The sequence below is a fragment of the Buttiauxella sp. S19-1 genome (genome assembly GCF_022134725.1).
Lineage (GTDB): Bacteria > Pseudomonadota > Gammaproteobacteria > Enterobacterales > Enterobacteriaceae > Buttiauxella > Buttiauxella ferragutiae.
In genome coordinates this window covers 1-18,422 of the sequence record NZ_JAHWLU010000006.1, presented here as the reverse complement: position 1 = coordinate 18,422, position 18,422 = coordinate 1, and the positions used below count along the sequence as shown (strand labels likewise).

General features: G+C 52.2%; 17 protein-coding genes. 13 read left to right on the top strand and 4 right to left on the bottom strand.

Features of this window, described 5'->3' with window-relative positions:
• Positions 1-317 precede the first annotated feature (317 nt).
• The 8 genes from aegA to MES37_RS02625 all read left to right on the top strand — a co-directional run bounded on the left by aegA (position 318) and on the right by MES37_RS02625 (position 8,884).
• Positions 318-2,318: a formate-dependent uric acid utilization protein AegA gene (gene aegA / locus MES37_RS02660; RefSeq protein WP_237930050.1), complete on the top strand. Its 2,001-nt coding sequence runs from the start codon at positions 318-320 to the stop codon at positions 2,316-2,318.
• A 351-nt stretch (positions 2,319-2,669) separates the two neighbouring features.
• Positions 2,670-3,161 carry a ferredoxin-type protein NapF gene (gene napF / locus MES37_RS02655; RefSeq protein ID WP_133522004.1) on the top strand — a complete coding sequence of 164 codons (492 nt, stop codon included), beginning with the start codon at positions 2,670-2,672 and terminating at the stop codon, positions 3,159-3,161.
• On the top strand, positions 3,151-3,414 hold the full coding sequence (napD, locus tag MES37_RS02650) for a chaperone NapD (RefSeq protein ID WP_064544547.1): 264 nt from the start codon (positions 3,151-3,153) through the stop codon (positions 3,412-3,414). The genes napF and napD overlap by 11 nt, the downstream gene beginning before the upstream one ends.
• Entirely contained in the window at positions 3,411-5,897 is a 2,487-nt protein-coding gene (gene napA / locus MES37_RS02645) for a nitrate reductase catalytic subunit NapA (RefSeq protein ID WP_237930049.1), read from the top strand. The genes napD and napA overlap by 4 nt, the downstream gene beginning before the upstream one ends.
• 10 nt (positions 5,898-5,907) lie before the next feature.
• A complete protein-coding gene (gene napB / locus MES37_RS02640) occupies positions 5,908-6,345 on the top strand; it encodes a nitrate reductase cytochrome c-type subunit (RefSeq protein WP_064544552.1) in 438 nt (145 codons plus the stop codon).
• A gap of 8 nt (positions 6,346-6,353) precedes the next feature.
• Complete coding sequence (napC, locus tag MES37_RS02635) at positions 6,354-6,956, top strand: cytochrome c-type protein NapC (protein ID WP_064544554.1); 603 nt, start codon at positions 6,354-6,356, stop codon at positions 6,954-6,956.
• 162 nt (positions 6,957-7,118) lie between these two features.
• Entirely contained in the window at positions 7,119-7,694 is a 576-nt protein-coding gene (gene nudK, locus MES37_RS02630; protein WP_064544556.1) for a GDP-mannose pyrophosphatase NudK, read from the top strand.
• Positions 7,695-7,846: 152 nt separating this feature from the next.
• Positions 7,847-8,884: a DUF1176 domain-containing protein gene (locus tag MES37_RS02625; protein WP_370090882.1), complete on the top strand. Its 1,038-nt coding sequence runs from the start codon at positions 7,847-7,849 to the stop codon at positions 8,882-8,884.
• Positions 8,885-8,985: 101 nt separating this feature from the next.
• Here MES37_RS02625 and tkt read toward each other — a convergent pair whose 3' ends face one another.
• Positions 8,986-10,983: a transketolase gene (gene tkt / locus MES37_RS02620; protein WP_237930048.1), complete on the bottom strand. Its 1,998-nt coding sequence runs from the start codon at positions 10,981-10,983 to the stop codon at positions 8,986-8,988.
• A 21-nt stretch (positions 10,984-11,004) separates the two neighbouring features.
• Complete coding sequence (gene tal, locus MES37_RS02615) at positions 11,005-11,955, bottom strand: transaldolase (protein ID WP_064544560.1); 951 nt, start codon at positions 11,953-11,955, stop codon at positions 11,005-11,007.
• A 269-nt stretch (positions 11,956-12,224) separates the two neighbouring features.
• On the opposite strand from tal, the gene maeB reads away from it, so the two are divergent.
• Positions 12,225-14,504: an NADP-dependent oxaloacetate-decarboxylating malate dehydrogenase gene (maeB, locus tag MES37_RS02610; protein WP_064544563.1), complete on the top strand. Its 2,280-nt coding sequence runs from the start codon at positions 12,225-12,227 to the stop codon at positions 14,502-14,504.
• A 55-nt stretch (positions 14,505-14,559) separates the two neighbouring features.
• On the opposite strand, the gene hemF is transcribed toward maeB, so the two are convergent.
• The gene (gene hemF / locus MES37_RS02605) at positions 14,560-15,465 is read right to left on the bottom strand and encodes an oxygen-dependent coproporphyrinogen oxidase (protein WP_064544603.1); all 906 of its coding nucleotides are present in this window, start codon (positions 15,463-15,465) and stop codon (positions 14,560-14,562) included.
• A gap of 5 nt (positions 15,466-15,470) precedes the next feature.
• Entirely contained in the window at positions 15,471-16,343 is an 873-nt protein-coding gene (gene amiA / locus MES37_RS02600; protein ID WP_064544604.1) for an N-acetylmuramoyl-L-alanine amidase AmiA, read from the bottom strand.
• A gap of 196 nt (positions 16,344-16,539) precedes the next feature.
• Between amiA and MES37_RS02595 the strand changes: the two genes are divergently transcribed.
• The 4 genes from MES37_RS02595 to MES37_RS02580 form a co-directional block, all read left to right on the top strand.
• A complete protein-coding gene (locus tag MES37_RS02595; protein WP_064544564.1) occupies positions 16,540-16,965 on the top strand; it encodes a GNAT family acetyltransferase in 426 nt (141 codons plus the stop codon).
• On the top strand, positions 16,965-17,411 hold the full coding sequence (locus MES37_RS02590) for a DUF2919 domain-containing protein (protein WP_064544566.1): 447 nt from the start codon (positions 16,965-16,967) through the stop codon (positions 17,409-17,411). The genes MES37_RS02595 and MES37_RS02590 overlap by 1 nt, the downstream gene beginning before the upstream one ends.
• A gap of 64 nt (positions 17,412-17,475) precedes the next feature.
• Positions 17,476-18,051 (top strand): RpoE-regulated lipoprotein, encoded by a 576-nt coding sequence (locus MES37_RS02585; RefSeq protein ID WP_237930047.1) that lies wholly within the window; start codon positions 17,476-17,478, stop codon positions 18,049-18,051.
• 103 nt (positions 18,052-18,154) lie between these two features.
• Positions 18,155-18,422: Dyp-type peroxidase domain-containing protein (locus MES37_RS02580; protein WP_237930046.1), on the top strand; the 268-nt coding region annotated here is incomplete at its 3' end.

The following is an 18,422-nucleotide window of genomic DNA, read 5'->3' as shown; positions in this document are numbered from 1 at the left end:
TAACTGCTGCATAACAAAACGCAGAAAAACGAGGTTTCATCAAACACGAAAAGAAATTGATCCGTACCAGGTTATTAGCAGATTTCAGAGCAAACTGGGCAAATGACCATTGCCAGTGATTGGTTACCCAGGTGATAACATCACCCCATAAAAAATTTACCCGTCATCCTTCAAGCCGCAGGGGTGTTGGCTGCACTCACTTACCCGAATCACTTACTTAAGTAAGCTCATCGGGATAAGCTCCCTGGCCGCCTACCTGCAACTTGAATGCTAACGAGTAATCGCCTTCTGTTCTTGATAACAGGCAAGGGGTAAAGATGAATCGTTTTGTTCTCGCTAATGCTCAACAATGTATTGGCTGCCATGCCTGCGAAGTGGCATGTGTGATGTCCCACAATGAAGAAAAGCATGTTCTGACCAGCCAACAATTCCAGCCACGGATTGCGGTGATTAAGCATGAGGGACGATGCAATGCCGTGACTTGCCGCCATTGTGAAGATGCCCCATGTGCCAGCAGTTGCCCAAATGAAGCAATATCCCGCGTCAGAGAGAGTGTGCAGGTTAACCAGCGCAAGTGCATCGGCTGCAAATCCTGCGTGGTAGCCTGCCCGTTTGGTGCCATGCAAATCATCACCGTTCCGCTTAATGATGGCCGGTCGGTAAAAGCCAGCGCCCATAAATGCGATTTATGCCAGCACCGTGAAAATGGCCCGGCTTGTGTAGAAAACTGCCCCAGTAAAGCACTGAAACTCATCAGCAGTGAAACACTTGCTGGGCTGGCAAAAGCCCGGCGTTTACGCTCCGCGGCTCAGGAATCTCAGCCGTGGCACAGTAGCGCGCAGCAACACATGGCGCAACAGCCGTTGCTGGCTGCTGACTTAACCAAAGTGAACAAAATGCGCGCCACACCAGCGCGACAAGACCCCGACAAAATTGACCTGGTATCACGCAAAACCGGCTTTGGTGAAATCTATCGTACCTTCGATAAAATCCAGGCGGAAAGCCAGGCCGACCGCTGTCTGAAATGCGGTGAACACAGTATTTGTGAATGGACTTGCCCGCTGCACAACCATATTCCACAGTGGATTGAACTGGTCAAAGAAGGGCGCATTCTGGAAGCTGTCGAGCTTTCGCATCAGACAAACTGCCTGCCGGAGGTGACCGGACGCGTCTGCCCGCAAGACCGCTTATGTGAAAGCGCCTGTACCCTCAAAGATGAATACGGTGCTGTCACCATCGGCAATATTGAACGTTATATTTCCGATAATGCGTTTGCGAGCGGCTGGACGCCGGACCTCTCTTATGTCACACCGACAAACCGCCGTGTCGCGGTGATTGGCGCAGGCCCGGCTGGGCTTGCCTGTGCAGATATTCTGGCGCGAAACGGCGTTCAGGCCACGGTGTTTGACCGCCATCCAGAAATCGGCGGGCTGCTGACGTTTGGCATTCCTGCGTTCAAGCTGGATAAATCGTTATTAAGCCGTCGTCGTGAGATTTTCAGTGCGATGGGTATCGAATTTAAACTCAACACTGAAGTGGGTCGTGACATTCCGCTGCAACAGGTTCTGGCTGAGTTTGATGCGGTATTTGTTGGTGTTGGCACGTACCGCTCAATGAAAGCCGGGCTGCCAAACGAAGACGCGCCAGGGGTTTACGACGCGCTACCGTTCCTGATTGCTAACACCAAACAGGTGATGGGGCTGCCTGAATTACCTGATGAACCGTATATCAATATGGCGGGTCAGCAGGTGGTAGTTTTGGGCGGTGGAGACACGGCAATGGACTGTGTGCGCACTTCTTTACGCCATGGGGCGGAGCGGGTGACATGTGCTTATCGTCGCGACGAAGCCAACATGCCGGGCTCCAAAAAAGAGGTCAAAAATGCCCGCGAAGAAGGGGCATTGTTTGAGTTCAACGTGCAGCCGCTGAACATTGAGCTTGATGAAAGTGGCCAGGTGATGGGAATTCGCATGCTGCGCACGCGCATGGGTGAGCCGGATGAGCAAGGCCGCCGTCGTCCGGAACCGATTGAAGGTTCCGAATTTGTGATGCCAGCAGATGCGGTGATTATGGCATTTGGCTTCCACCCGCACGGTATGCCGTGGCTGGAAGAGCACAGCGTGAAACTCGACAGCTGGGGGCGAATCATCGCCAGCGTTGAGGATAAATTGCGATACCAAACCAGCAACCCGAAAATTTTTGCCGGGGGCGATGCGGTACGTGGCGCCGACCTGGTGGTGACCGCGATGGCGGAAGGCCGCCATGCCGCTGCGGGAATAATGGAATATCTGGCGGTTCCCCCTCAGCGCCTGAATTAACGGCAAATCTCACCCCGGCTTTGTGTCGGGGTGAGTGTTTGTTTTACAAAACGAATTCCTTTTTGATCCCACCCCTGTATTTACCCCTAAAGGGTGATGCCTCTACCACCCCTTCGTCACATATGGTAACGCTCATAAAAAGTATGGAAATAACAACGTTATCTGAGACTGATGACAAACGTCTTCGTAGGTCGGATAAGCGCAGCGGCATCCGACACCACTGGCGTAAATGGTGGATGACGCTAACGCTTATCCACCCTACAAAACTCATAAAAAGTATGGAAATAACAAAGTTATCTTTGCCAGCTTCGCGATGTGGAGCCTGGCTTTTGTGATGCAAGGATGTGCCTTATGGCTGATTTTTCCCGACGTGGACTATTAACCGGCAGCTTTCGCCGCTCCGGTACTGCCTTCCGCCCACCCTGGAGCGGAGATGAAAACCATTTTCTGGTGGATTGCACGCGCTGCGATGCCTGCCTGTCGGCCTGTGAAACACGTGTTTTAAAACGCGGTCAGGGTGGCTATCCCGAAGTTAACTTTGCCCACGGTGAATGCACCTTCTGCTACGCCTGCGCGCAAGCTTGCCCTGAAAAAATCTTTCTTAAACGCGAGGTTTCCCCCTGGGAACATACCTTGTCGATTGGCGATAACTGCCTTGCCAGAAACAGCATCGAGTGCCGCAGTTGCCAGGACAGTTGCGAAACTCAGGCGATTGCCTTTCGCCCCTCGCTACAAGGCATCGCACAACCTCTACTTAACCACGCTGATTGCACCGCTTGCGGCGCATGTATTGCCGGTTGTCCGGTTTCAGCCATCACTATGAGACACGCAAATGCAGGCTAACTGGCACGTCGCAGGCCTGGTGGTTCAGGCCCAACCCCACAATATTCTCGCGGTTGGCGCCGCAATAAACGAACTACCGGGCAGCGAAGTTGCAGCAAGTGATGCTGAACACGGCAAATTAGTCGTGGTTATGGAGGCAGCGCGCAGTGATGTGCTGCTGAATCAAATTGAGTCGGCACGCAATATTGCGGGTGTGCTGGCGGTGTCGCTGGTTTATCACCAGCAGGATGAGCAAGGTGAGGAAACACCATGAAACTCAGTCGTCGTAGCTTTATGAAAGCGAACGCTATTGCAGCCGCGGCGGCTGCCGCAGGTCTTAGCGTACCGAGCGTTGCCCGAGCCGTTGTCGGGAAGCAAGACGCCATCAAATGGGATAAAGCCCCGTGCCGTTTTTGTGGCACCGGTTGTGGCGTATTAGTCGGCACACAAGATGGACGCGTAGTGGCAAGCCAGGGCGACCCTGATGCGCCGGTAAACCGTGGCCTGAACTGCATCAAAGGCTACTTCCTGCCAAAAATCATGTACGGAAAAGACCGCCTTACCCAGCCGCTGTTGCGCATGAAAGACGGCCAGTACGACAAAGAAGGCGAATTCGCTCCCATCAGCTGGGAGCAGGCCTTTGACATCATGGAACAAAAATTTAAAGCCAGCCTGAAGGAAAAAGGGCCGGAAGCGGTCGGGATGTTTGGCTCCGGTCAGTGGACGGTTTGGGAAGGTTACGCTGCCTCTAAATTATTCAAAGCCGGTTTTCGTTCTAACAACCTCGACCCGAACGCGCGCCACTGCATGGCTTCGGCGGTGGTGGGCTTTATGCGCACTTTCGGCATGGACGAACCGATGGGTTGCTACGACGACATCGAGCAGGCCGACGTCTTCGTGCTGTGGGGCTCGAACATGGCCGAGATGCATCCGGTTTTATGGTCGCGCATCACCAGCCGTCGTCTGTCGAATGAAAATGTTAACGTCGCGGTTCTTTCGACTTTCGAGCATCGAAGCTTTGAGCTGGCCGACAACGGCATGGTGTTTACGCCGCAAAGCGACCTGGCGATTCTTAACTACATCGCGAACTACATCATTCAGAACAATGCCATCAACGAATCGTTCTTTAAGCAGCATGTGAATCTGCGCAAAGGCGTGACGGATATCGGCTACGGTTTGCGCCCAACCCATCCGCTGGAAAAAGCCGCCAAAAACCCAGGTTCTGATGCCTCCGAGCCGATGAGCTTTGAGGATTACAAAGCGTTCGTTGCCGAGTACACGCTGGAAAAAACCGCTGAGATGAGCGGTGTACCGACAGACCAACTCGAAGCGCTTGCGAAGTTGTACGCCGACCCGAACAAGAAAGTCATTTCTTACTGGACGATGGGCTTCAACCAGCACTCACGCGGTGTCTGGGCTAACAACCTGGTTTACAACATCCACTTATTGACCGGCAAAATTTCCCAGCCTGGCTGTGGGCCGTTCTCGTTAACCGGCCAGCCTTCGGCTTGTGGCACGGCGCGTGAAGTCGGGACTTTCTCTCACCGCCTGCCAGCCGACATGGTGGTGACCAACGAGAAACACCGCCAAATCGTCGAAAATACCTGGCAACTTCCTGCTGGCACCATCCCGGCGAAAGTCGGTTTACATGCCGTGGCACAAGACCGTGCGCTGAAAGATGGCAAGCTCAACGTTTACTGGGTGATGTGTAACAACAACATGCAGGCCGGGCCGAACATTACCGAAGAACGAATGCCGGGCTGGCGCGATCCGCGCAACTTCGTGATTGTCTCCGATCCTTACCCGACGATCAGCGCATTAAGCGCGGATCTGATCCTGCCAACCGCAATGTGGGTGGAAAAAGAAGGCGCTTACGGCAATGCCGAACGCCGCACCCAGTTCTGGCGTCAGCAGGTTAAAGCACCGGGTGAGGCTAAATCCGATCTCTGGCAGCTCGTCCAGTTTGCGAAACGCTTCAAAGTTGAAGAAGTGTGGCCAGCTGAATTGCTCGACCAGAAACCGGAGTATCGTGGCAAAACGCTGTTTGACGTGCTGTTTGCCAACTCCAGTGTCAGCAAATTCCCGGTCACGGAACTGGCTGAAGGGCAGTTGAATGACGAATCCCACGAGTTAGGTTTCTACCTGCAAAAAGGGTTGTTCGAGGAGTACGCCAGTTTTGGGCGTGGCCACGGGCATGACCTGGCTCCGTTTGATGATTACCACAAAGCGCGCGGTTTACGCTGGCCGGTGGTTGATGGCAAAGAAACGCTGTGGCGCTACAGCGAAGGCCACGACCCGTATGTGAAAGCGGGCGAAGGCTTCAAATTCTATGGCAAACCCGACGGCAAAGCGGTGATCTTCGCACTGCCATTTGAGCCTGCGGCAGAATCCCCGGACCAGGAATACGACCTGTGGTTATCCACCGGGCGCGTGCTGGAACACTGGCATACCGGCAGCATGACACGCCGTGTACCGGAACTGCATCGTGCCTTCCCGGAAGCGGTGTTGTTTATTCATCCGCTTGATGCCAAAGCGCGTGATTTGCGTCGTGGCGACAAAGTGAAAGTGATTTCACGCCGTGGCGAAGTGATTTCGATTGTCGAAACCCGTGGTCGTAACAAGCCGCCGCAGGGGCTGGTGTACATGCCGTTCTTCGACGCCGCGCAACTGGTCAATAACCTGACGCTCGACGCGACCGATCCGCTTTCAAAAGAGACGGATTATAAGAAATGCGCTGTCAAACTGGCGAAGGTGTAAGGGGGATATCATGAAAAACAGAATGTTATTCAAATGGATGGCGGCATTGACGCTGCTGGTGAGTGGCGCATTGTGGGCGGCGAACAGCGTCGATCTCACACCATCTCCTGAAGTTTCAGGCACGCCGGAAGGTTCGGTAAAAATGCCTAAACAGCAGGGGCGCATGGCGCTCAACTACGTGAACCAGCCGCCAATGATCCCGCATAGCGTTGACGGTTATCAGGTGAGCAAAAACACTAACCGTTGCCTGCAATGCCATGGCGTTGAACATTACCGCACCACAGGAGCGCCGCGTGTCAGCCCGACGCACTTCATGGATAGCGATGGCAAAGTGCTTTCGAACGTCGCACCGCGCCGCTATTTCTGCCTGCAATGTCATGTTCCTCAAACCGATGCGACACCGATTGTGGAAAACACCTTCACGCCGTCTAAAGGCTTTGGAAACTAGGGGCCATTATGGATAAATCAACCGGTAAACCCGGCATCATCCGCCGTATATGGCAGTGGTGGCGTCGCCCGAGCCGCCTGGCTCTGGGCACGTTGCTGCTGATTGGCTTCGCTGGTGGGATTATTTTCTGGGGCGGTTTTAACACCGGCATGGAAATGACTAACCGCGAAGAATTTTGTATCGGCTGCCATGAAATGCGCGCCAACGTCTACGAGGAATACATGCAGACCGTGCATTACAACAACCGTAGCGGCGTGCGGGCCACTTGCCCGGATTGCCATGTCCCGCACGAGTGGGTGCCGAAAATTATCCGTAAACTTCAGGCCAGCAAAGAGTTGTATGCCAAAGCGTTTGGCATAATCGACACGCCACAAAAGTTTAATGACCATCGTCTGGCGATGGCGCAAAACGAGTGGCGCAGGATGAAAGACAACAACTCGCAAGAGTGCCGCAACTGCCACAACTTTGACTACATGGATTTCACCGCGCAGAAAACTGTAGCGGCGAAAATGCACGATAAAGCAGTTAAAGATGGGCAGACTTGTGTGGATTGCCACAAGGGGATTGCACATAAGTTGCCGGATATGAGCGAAGTAAAAAATGGCTTTTAGTCTGTAACCACCCTCATCCTGACCTTCTCCCTGAGGGAGAAGGAACGGGTTCGGTTCTCTCCCTCTCCTGTGGGAGAGGGCCGGGGTGAGGGTAATCAAATTGACGCTTACCCACTTAGCAGCCTATGATTATCGGCTCCCCTAACTCGCTGTGGAGACGGTATGTCGATTAAAATCGAAGTCATCAAAGATAAAATCCTCTCAGATAATTACTTCATCCTGCGCAATATCACCTACGATTTATACCGTAACGACTCCGAAGCGATTCGCCATAAACGCGAAGTCTATGACCGGGGTAACGGCGCGACTATGATGCTGTATAACCGCGATAAAAAAACCGTGGTGCTGACACGCCAGTTCCGCGTCGCGACGTGGGTCAACGGTAATCCTGACGGCATGTTGATTGAAACTTGCGCGGGGCTGTTGGATGCCGACGAACCGGAAGTTTGTGCGCGTAAAGAAGCCATCGAAGAAACGGGTTACGAGGTCGGGGACGTTGAAAAATTGTTCGAGCTGTATATGTCGCCGGGCGGTGTCACCGAGTTAATCCATTTCTACATGGCGGAATACAGCGACGCTCAACGCGAAAATGCGGGTGGTGGGATTGATGACGAAGATATCGATGTGCTCGAAATTCCCTTCCAACAAGCGATGGAAATGGTCGCGACAGGTGAAATTCGTGATGGAAAAACAGTCATTCTGTTACAACAGCTGAAATTACGCGGATTTATGGATTAAAGAGTTTAAAATTCAATGGATTATGGATGGGTGTTTTTAACAATATCTATCCGATAAATCTGATTGAGTACAAACGTTAACCAGACGAAGATATCGCCACATTTTGTCCATTTTTTCTCTTCGTCTTCTCAGGATACGTGTCGCCAATGTTTCTGCGCAAAGCATCGCTGTTACTGTTTTTATTCTTTATAGCGAACTCTGCCTTTGCGGCAGCGGCACAAAAATCGTTTTCCGATTGGCAAGTCACCTGCAACAACCAAAATTTTTGTTCAGCCCGTAATTCTGGGCTGCATAAAGGTCTGGTCATGACACTGACCCGCAGTGCCGGTGCGCATACCGACGCGACGCTGAGAATCGATTTAGGCAATATGACCACTGCCGACATGACAGCGCTGCCGATTGCCTCACAGTTGTTAGTGGATGGCGAGCTGCTGGTGTTGGATGCGGAAAAATGGCAGATAACACCCCACCATCTCAAAACCGGTGATGCGGATGCGATAAATGGTTTCCTCGAAAAAGTCGGCAATGCGGATGCCATTACCCTGAAACAAGGGAAAGGAAACATCTCGCTCAGCGGACTAAAAGCGTCGTTGCTGTTTATTGATAGCCAGCAACAGCGCGTCGGTAGCGAAACAGCCTGGGTCAAAAAAGGTGACGATCCGCCATTGAGTGTCCCGCCCGCTCCCGCTCTAAAAGCCGTCAAACTGACTAACCCAACACCGACGCCATTGACGCAAGTGGAAGTCAGCGACTTAATGGATTATGGATCCTGGCGCATCAATAGCAGCCAATGCTCGTTAGATCCTGCGCGTCGGGATGTTCGCGTGTTTGCTGTCAGTGACGACAAAGCGTTGCTGATGATTGGTTGTGAGGCAGGAGCTTACAATATTGTCGATCTCGCGTGGGTGGTATCGCGCCAGAAGCCGTTCGCTGCACGGCAAATCCATCTAAAACTGCCTTTCACACCAGCAAGCGGTAACACCGAACTTGAACTGATGAATTCAGGATACGACGAAACCAATAAAGAGCTGACCACGCTTGCGAAAGGGCGCGGTATCGGTGACTGCGGAGTCGCGACGCGCTGGCGTTTCGACGGGCAACGTTTCCGTCTGGTGCGTTATGCCGAGGAACCGACGTGTGACGGCTGGAATGCTAGCCCGTCGTGGCCGACGTTGTGGGTGACGAAGTAAGATTTATTGTAGGGCGGATAAACGCAGTGTCATCCGCCAATTGCACCGGAGTACAACGGCGGATGACGCAAGCTTATCCGCCCTACAAGAGCGTAAACGAATCAGACACCTAAAACCTTCTTCGCCTTCGCCACCACATTCTCGGTGGTAAAGCCAAAGAACGGGAACAGCTTATCGGCAGGTGCCGATTCCCCGTAAGTGGTCATGCCAACAATCGCCCCTTTCAGGCCGACATACTTGTACCAATAATCCGCAATACTCGCTTCCACCGCCACTCGTGCAGCAACACCAGAAGGCAACACTGACTCGCGATACGCCTCTTCCTGCGCATCAAAAATATCGGTGGAAGGCAGTGAAACTACGCGCACTTTATGGCCTTCAGCCGCCAGCTTATCTGCCGCCAGCACCGTAATTTCCATCTCTGAACCTGTCGCGATCAGAATCACATCCGGCGTACCGCCACTGTCTTTGAGAATGTAACCCCCACGGCTGATGGCGTTGACCTGTTCTGGCGTGCGTTCCATTTGCGCAAGGTTCTGGCGTGAAAGAATCAGAGCTGTCGGGGCGTTATGCCGCTCGATTGCCGTTTTCCACGCCACCGCGGCTTCCACCTGGTCGCATGGGCGCCAGGTGCTGAAGTTTGGTGTCATGCGCAGGCTGGCGAGTTGCTCAACTGCCTGGTGAGTTGGGCCATCTTCACCCAGGCCAATTGAATCGTGGGTATACACCATAATTTGCCGCGCTTTCATCAGTGCTGCCATACGCGCGGCATTACGCGCATATTCAACAAACATCAGGAACGTGGCGGTATATGGCACAAAACCGCCATGGTGGGCGATGCCGTTGGCGATGGCGGTCATACCGAATTCGCGCACGCCATAGTGAATGTAATTCCCGGCGATGTCCTCTTTGATGGATTTGGACTCTTTCCAGATGGTCAGGTTACTTGGGGCCAAATCCGCAGAGCCGCCAAGCAACTCTGGCAAACTCGGGCCATAGGCGTTGAGCGCGTTTTGCGAGGCTTTACGGGTGGCAATTTTTTCCGGATTAGCCTGCAATTTTTCGATGAAGTTCTGCGTAGTTTCCTGCCAGTTTTCTGGCATGTCTCCGTGCATCCGGCGGTTAAATTCAGCGGCCAGTTCAGGATGAGCTGTGGCGTAAGCGGTGAATTTATCATTCCATACGGCTTGCGCTTGCTCGCCTTTTTCTTTGGCATCCCAGGCGTGATAAATCTCTTTTGGGATTTCAAACGCCGGATAGTTCCAGCCCAGTTGTTTACGGGCGAGCGCTACTTCTTGCTCACCAAGCGGTGAGCCATGCGCTTCTTCCTTACCGGCTTTATTGGGTGAGCCAAAACCGATGACGGTACGGCAAATAATCAGCGACGGTTTATCTTTAACACTCTGCGCTTCCTGAATGGCTTTCTTCAGGGCTTCGGGGTCGTGACCGTCAATTTCGTGCACCACATGCCAGTGATAAGCCTCAAAGCGTTTCGCGGTATCGTCGGTAAACCAGCCTTCGGTTTCACCGTCAATTGAGATGCCGTTGTGATCGTAGAAGCCAATCAGTTTGCCCAGCCCGAGCGTTCCTGCTAGCGAACAAACTTCATGGGAGATGCCTTCCATCAGGCAACCATCACCCATAAAAACGTAAGTAAAGTGATCGACAATTTCATGGTCGGGGCGGTTGAATTGCGCCCCTAATGTGCGTTCAGCAATCGCCATGCCGACGGCATTAGCGAGACCCTGGCCAAGTGGACCGGTGGTGGTTTCCACGCCTGGCGTATAGCCAATTTCCGGGTGGCCAGGGGTTTTGGAGTGAAGCTGACGGAAGTTTTTTAATTCCTCCATCGGCAAGTCATACCCGCTCAGATGCAACAGGCTGTAGAGCAGCATCGAGGCGTGACCGTTGGAGAGAATAAATCTGTCCCGGTCAGCCCAGGTGGGGTTCGTCGGATTATGGTGCAAGAAGTCATTCCATAACACTTCGGCAATATCTGCCATCCCCATCGGTGCACCTGGGTGGCCCGAATTGGCTTTTTGTACCGCGTCCATACTCAGGGCACGAATGGCATTAGCAAGCTCTTTACGAGATGACATGTTTCACTCCGTGGTTGTCGTTCAAAGTTTGGCGGCGAGTAAATCTTCCAGTTTGCGTTGATCAATGGCGAACAGGCGGATGCCTTCTGCGAGTTTTTCGACGGCCATTGGATCCTGATTATGTTCCCAACGGAAATCAGCTTCGCTAATCGGTTCTGGACGGCGGAAGCCTTGCGAAGTCGGCACCAATTTACGCACTACCGGTTCATCACTTTCCTGCAATTGTTGCAGCAGGTTAGGGGCGATAGTCAGGCGGTCGCAGCCCACCAACGCCAGAATTTGCTCGGTGCGGCGGAAACTCGCGCCCATCACAATGGTGTTGTAGTTATGCTGCTTAAAGTAATCATAGATATTGCGCACCGATTTGACGCCTGGATCTTCTTCAACCACATACGGGTCCATCGGTTTACGAGCCTGATACCAGTCGTAGATACGGCCAACGAACGGTGATATCAGGAATACGCCCGCTTCGGCACAGGCACGCGCCTGGGCAAATGAGAACAGTAGCGTCAGATTGCAGTCGATACCTTCTTTTTGCAGTTCCTCAGCAGCACGAATCCCTTCCCATGTTGAAGCGAGTTTGATAAGAACTCTCGATTTATCAATGCCAATTTCTTCATAAAGCGCAATCAAATGGCGCGCTTTGGCGATGCTTTTTTCTTTATCGAAAGAGAGGCGGGCGTCGACTTCCGTCGAAACACGGCCAGGAATGCTTTTAAGTATTTCCGCGCCGAAATTAACTGCCAGTTTGTCGCTGGCCTGTACAACCTGCGCTTCTAGCGTGTCTCCGCGCTGTTTACCGTAAGCAATGGCATCATCAATGAGCGTTTGATAGTGCGCTAAACCTGCGGCTTTCAGTAATAACGAGGGGTTGGTTGTTGCATCAATAGGCTGGTAATGGCGGATAGATTCGATATCGCCGCTGTCGGCAACAACGGTGGTGAACTTCTTGATACTCTCTAGCTGGCTCATGACTATCTCCTTAAAATACAGAATATTACTTACATGCTCCATGTTGCTTGTGACGAAAATTCATCAAAGGCATAACTAAAAAGCATAGCAGATAGGCATGGCATTGTTGTTAATGCCAGGTAACATAGTAGTTCTGGTTTTCTAACATTTTTATAAGTCGTTGCTGATAGTATGGCTATGTTCAAAGTTTAGAGCGCCTGCAAGCGCGATACTACGTGGCCTACAAAGTCCTTACCGACCCTTGAGAGTAATAAGAAAGGAACGAAGAAATGGATGAACAACTGAAGCAAAGTGCCCTCGATTTTCATGAATTCCCAACTCCCGGAAAAATTCAGGTATCACCAACCAAACCACTCGCCACTCAGCGTGACCTGGCATTGGCATACTCCCCGGGCGTGGCGGCACCTTGTCTTGAGATAGAAAAAGACCCGCTTGCGGCCTACAAATACACCGCACGTGGCAACCTGGTCGGCGTGATTTCCAACGGCACCGCAGTGCTGGGTCTGGGCAACATCGGCGCACTGGCAGGCAAGCCAGTGATGGAAGGTAAGGGGGTTCTGTTCAAGAAATTTGCCGGTATCGATGTGTTTGATATCGAAGTCGATGAAATGGATCCGGATAAGCTGATTGAAGTTATCGCAGCGCTCGAACCTACTTTTGGTGGCATCAACTTAGAAGACATCAAAGCCCCAGAGTGTTTCTACATCGAGAAAAAACTGCGTGAGCGCATGAACATTCCTGTGTTCCATGACGATCAGCACGGCACAGCCATCATTTGTACCGCTGCGGTGCTTAACGGCCTGCGCGTAGTTGAGAAGAATATTTCTGATGTCCGCCTGGTGGTTTCTGGCGCGGGCGCTTCTGCGATTGCCTGTATGAACCTGCTGGTTCAGTTGGGTATCCAGAAACACAACATCGTGGTTTGCGACTCGAAAGGCGTTATCTACAAAGGCCGTGAAGCCAACATGGCGGAAACTAAAGCGGCCTACGCGGTGGACGATAACGGCAAGCGCACGCTGCTTGAAGTCATTGAAGGTGCGGATATTTTCCTCGGTTGTTCTGGCCCGAAAGCCATGACACAGGAAATGGTCAAGAAGATGGCGCGTTCGCCACTGATTCTGGCGTTGGCGAACCCTGAACCGGAAATCCTTCCACCGTTGGCAAAAGAAGTGCGCCCTGATGCGATTATCTGCACCGGCCGTTCTGACTTCCCAAACCAGGTGAACAACGTGCTGTGCTTCCCGTTCATCTTCCGTGGCGCGCTGGATGTTGGCGCAACGGCGATTAACGAAGAGATGAAACTGGCAGCAGTTCACGCCATTGCCGAGCTGGCACATGCCGAGCAAAGTGATGTGGTGGCTTCAGCTTACGGCGAAGAAGAGCTGACTTTCGGCCCGGATTACCTGATTCCAAAACCGTTCGACCCGCGTCTAATCGTGCAAATCGCACCAGCGGTAGCGAAAGCGGCAATGGACACCGGTGTGGCTACGCGCCCAATTCAGGATTTCGACGCTTACCGCGAAAAACTGACCGAGTTCGTTTACAAAACTAACCTGTTTATGAAGCCGATCTTCTCGCAGGCGCGTAAAGATCCGAAACGTGTGGTGCTGACCGAAGGTGAAGAAGCGCGTGTGCTGCATGCGACTCAGGAACTGATTACCTTGGGCCTGGCGAAGCCGATTCTGATTGGCCGCCCGGCGGTTATCGAAATGCGTCTGAAGAAACTGGGCCTGCAAATGCGCGCCGGTGTCGACTTCGAAATCGTGAATAACGAATCCGATCCGCGTTTCAAAGAGTACTGGAACGAGTACTACAACATCATGAAACGCCGCGGCATTACGCAAGAACAAGCGCAGCGTGCGGTGATCAGCAACACGACGGTGATCGGCGCTATCATGGTGCATCGTGGTGAAGCTGACGCGATGATTTGTGGCACCATCGGTGAATATCACGAGCACTTTAGTGTGGTTGAGAAGCTGTTCGGCTACCGTGAAGGCGTGAAAGCGGCGGGGGCGATGAACGCGCTGTTGCTGCCAAGCGGCAACACCTTTATTGCTGACACCTACGTCAATGACGATCCATCGCCGGAAGAGTTGACCGAAATCACTTTGCTGGCTGCAGAAACGGTGCGCCGCTTTGGTATCGAGCCGAAAGTTGCGCTGCTGTCGCATTCCAACTACGGTTCTTCCGACTCAAAAGCCGCCTGCAAAATGCGCGCGACGCTGGAGATGGTGCGTGCTCGTGCACCAGAGCTGGAAATTGACGGCGAAATGCACGGTGATGCGGCATTGGTGGAAAGCATTCGCAACGAACGTATGCCAGACAGCCCGCTGAAAGGTTCGGCAAATATCCTGATCATGCCGAACGTGGAAGCGGCACGCATTAGCTACAACTTACTGCGTGTTTCAAGCTCCGAAGGGGTGACCGTCGGGCCAGTACTGATGGGCGTGGCGAAACCGGTGCACGTGTTAACGCCGATTGCTTCTGTTCGTCGTATTGTGAATATGGTGGCGCTGGCGGTAGTTGAGGCGCAGACCGTTCCGTTGTGATTGTTTGGTGGAGTCTTGTAGGTCGGATAAGCGTAAGCGTCATCCGACAACAGGGTTAGACCCAATCTTTAACCGGCAAGAAATCACGATACAAGGCAGCCTCCGGGCTGCCTTCTTCTGGCTGATAGTTATATTCCCAACGCACCAGTGGTGGCATCGACATTAAAATCGACTCTGTACGCCCGCCGGTCTGCAAACCAAATAACGTGCCACGATCCCACACCAGATTAAACTCGACATAACGGCCACGACGATAAAGCTGGAAGTCGCGCTCACGCTCGCCCCACGGCAACGCTTTGCGTCGCTCGACAATTGGCAAATACGCATCCAGATAACCGTTGCCCACTGCCTGCATAAAGCTAAAGCAATGCGCAAAATCAGGCGTGTTGAGATCGTCAAAGAACAAGCCGCCAATACCGCGCTGTTCGTTGCGATGCTTAATAAAGAAGTAATCGTCGCACCACTTTTTGTAACGCGGGAATACGTCATCGCCAAACGGTTGGCACAGGTCGTGCGCGGTTTTATGCCAGTGAACGGCATCTTCTTCAAAACCGTAAAACGGCGTTAAGTCAAAACCACCGCCGAACCACCACACCGGTTCACAGCCCGGTTTTTCTGCGATGAAAAAACGCACATTGGCGTGGCTGGTGGGAATGTACGGGTTGAGCGGATGCACTACCAGCGACACGCCCATTGCTTCAAAACTGCGTCCGGCAAGTTCCGGACGATGTGCGGTGGCTGATGCAGGCATGGCATCACCATGAACGTGAGAGAAGTTAACTCCCGCTTGCTCAAAAATACCCCCGCCACGTAACACCCGACTGCGCCCACCGCCGCCACCTTCGCGCTGCCAGCTATCTTCTTCAAATGAGGCACCATCAACGGCGCTGAGTTGTTGGCAGATGGTGTCCTGCAATTGCAGCAGGAATTGTTTTACGGCGTGAATATCAGGCGTATTCATAGGCATCAACGTTTTTTGCTGTGAGCTTTTTGGTTATCAAACCAATGGAAGTAGCTAATGACGCCAGAGGCAATGGCATTAGCAATTTTTTGGCGGAACGCGGTCGTGCCAAGCAGTTTCTCTTCACCGGGATTAGTGATGAAGGAGGTTTCGACCAGTACTGACGGGATCGACGGTGATTTCAGGACTACAAACGCCGCTTGTTCCGTATTACGGCTGTGCAGTTTGTGCACTGGCTTTATCTGTTTGAGGATATGTGAGCCGAGTGTCAGGCTGTTTTTGATGGTATCGGTTTGAACCAAATCGAACAGAACCTGCTGTAAATACTGATCTTTGTGTTTCACTTTGCTGCCCGCGACGTCATCGGCGGCGTTTTCTTTATCAGAAAGGTATTTTGCCATCGCACTACTGGCGCCACGATTGGAAAGGGCAAACACCGACGCACCGGCTGCGGATGGGTTGGTAAATCCATCGGCATGAATCGACATAAAGAGATCGGCACCGTGTTTATGGGCGATTTCAACGCGATCGTATAGCGGAATAAATTCATCGCTGGTACGTGTGAGTTTGGCCTCTATCCCATTACTTTTTAAAATGTTTCTCACATTTTTAGCAATGGCCAGTACCACATGTTTCTCTTTGGAACCATTATGACCAATCGCGCCGGTATCAATACCGCCGTGACCTGGGTCGAGCATCACCACCCGGCGAGCGCCAGATTTTTTCGTCGGTTTGCTGTGGTTAGTGGTGGTTTTAAGGGGTTTAGCTTCGGAACTGGCCAAAGCCTTATTTACGCCTGTTAAGGTTAAGGCAGCCAAACCAGTCAGCAGTAGCTGGCGGCGAGTAGTCAAATGCGTCAGTGATTTAATTTTGCTCATACGGCGAGTTTTTTTATCTTCAAAATTGCTGATAGGCATTTATAGCGTATCGGCAAAGGGTAAACGACAAGCATTTTCCGGAATTTTTATTTCGAAAAATGAATGAGTGGCTAGTATGCCATTTTTTCGCTGCTTATTGGCTAAACGGAAACTTAAAGCCATAATCAGGCTTTTAGACTTTCAGGTGGCTGATCCCATGGAAATACGTGTTTTTCGCCAGGATGATTTCGAAGAAGTCATTACGCTTTGGGAACGTTGCGACTTACTGCGTCCGTGGAACGATCCTGAAATGGATATTGAGCGCAAACTTAATCATGACGCGGATCTGTTCTTAGTCGCGGAAGTGGGGGGCGAAGTCGTTGGCTCATTAATGGGCGGCTATGACGGCCACCGTGGCTCCGCTTATTACCTCGGCGTGCACCCAGAATTTCGTGGTCGCGGCATCGCCAATGCGCTGCTCAGCCGGCTGGAAAAAAAGCTGATTGCCCGCGGTTGCCCAAAAATTCAAATCATGGTGCGTGAAGAAAACGACCTGGTGATTGGCATGTATGAGCGGCTCGAGTACGAGCAGCAGGATGTGATGCTACTCGGCAAACGGCTGATTGAAGACCAGGAATATTAATGCCTGAGCTGTATCCACCGTCGGATTACGATACTCACGGTAATCTGAAAACACCCATTTTGTTTTGGTGTATTCTCCTGCTGCAGGCACGAACCTGGTTTGTGTTGGTGCTTGCAGCGGCGTCCCGCCAGCAGGGCGATGCCATCCTCAGTGTGTTCTATCCTGACCGCGATACTTTTTGGTTTGGATTATTGCCCGGTATCCCCGCCGCGCTGGCATTCATGATTAGCGGTCGTCGCCATTTGCACCCTCGGTTATGGGCGATTTGGCGCTGGGTTTTAGTTGCCGCGCAGGGTATCGTTCTGGCCTGGCAACTGCTGCTTTTATGGCAAGGCGAAGAGTTAACCGCTGTGACTTTATCGCTGCTGATAGCCGATATCTTTGCCTTGTGGTGGCTGTGTAGCAGCCAACGTTTACGCGATTACTTCACTCTTAGCCGTGATTAACCTGGCACTTTTGGGAAAGTTTGTACTCCAAAACGCGTCCCCATGCTTAATAAAGGAATTTCTGATGAAAACACTGCGCCTGATGCTAATAGGATTGCCACTGGTTTTAAGTGGGTGCTCGACGCTGTCTTCGGTCAACTGGTCTGCGGCAAATCCAATGAACTGGTTCGGTTCGTCGCTTGAAGTGAGCGAGCAAGGTGTGGGTGAAATCACTGCCAGCACACCAATGGATGAAAAAGCCGTTAGCAGTGCATTGAACGATAACTACCGTTTGCGCAGCGGCATGAAAACCGATAACGGCGATATTGTGCGCTTCTATGAAGCCATGACTGACAGAACGGTGATGGTTGTCGTTAACGGCGAAAAAGGTACGGTCAGTCGTGTCGATGTGCTGGATAGCGATATTGAAACCGATAGTGGCGTTAAAATTGGCACCACCTTTAGCACTCTTTATGACAAAGCATTTGGTTCGTGTGTCAAAGCGACCGGTGACGACAGCGATGGCGTTGAGTGCAAAGCACCTAACAGCCAGCATATTAGCTATCTGTTTAGCGGCGAATGGCATGGTGCGCCGGAGTTGATGCCATCTGACGACACGCTCAAAAACTGGAAAATCAGTAAAATTATCTGGCGTCGATAAAAATTAACCCTGGGTTTGCGTCTTCTCAAGAAGGCGCCGCCGCGATTGGGTATCATCAGGGAATAAACGCCACGTAGAGTGGCGTGTTCATTTAGGAGGATTCATGTCTCGTGTTCAAACTGGCATTCTGCCAGAACATTGTCGCGCCGCTGTTTGGCTGGAAGCGAGTTTTCAGGGCGATTTCGATGCCATTCGTCAGGGCAGCAAAACCTTCAATCAGTCACTGAGTGCTTTGCAGGATAAATTCCCGGAAGCCAATTTAGGCGCGGTAGTGGCATTTGGTCATGACCTGTGGCGCGATTTAAGTGGCGGCGTGGGTGCAAGCGAGCTGAAAAACTTCACGCCGTTAGGCAAAGGCCTGGCACCAGCGA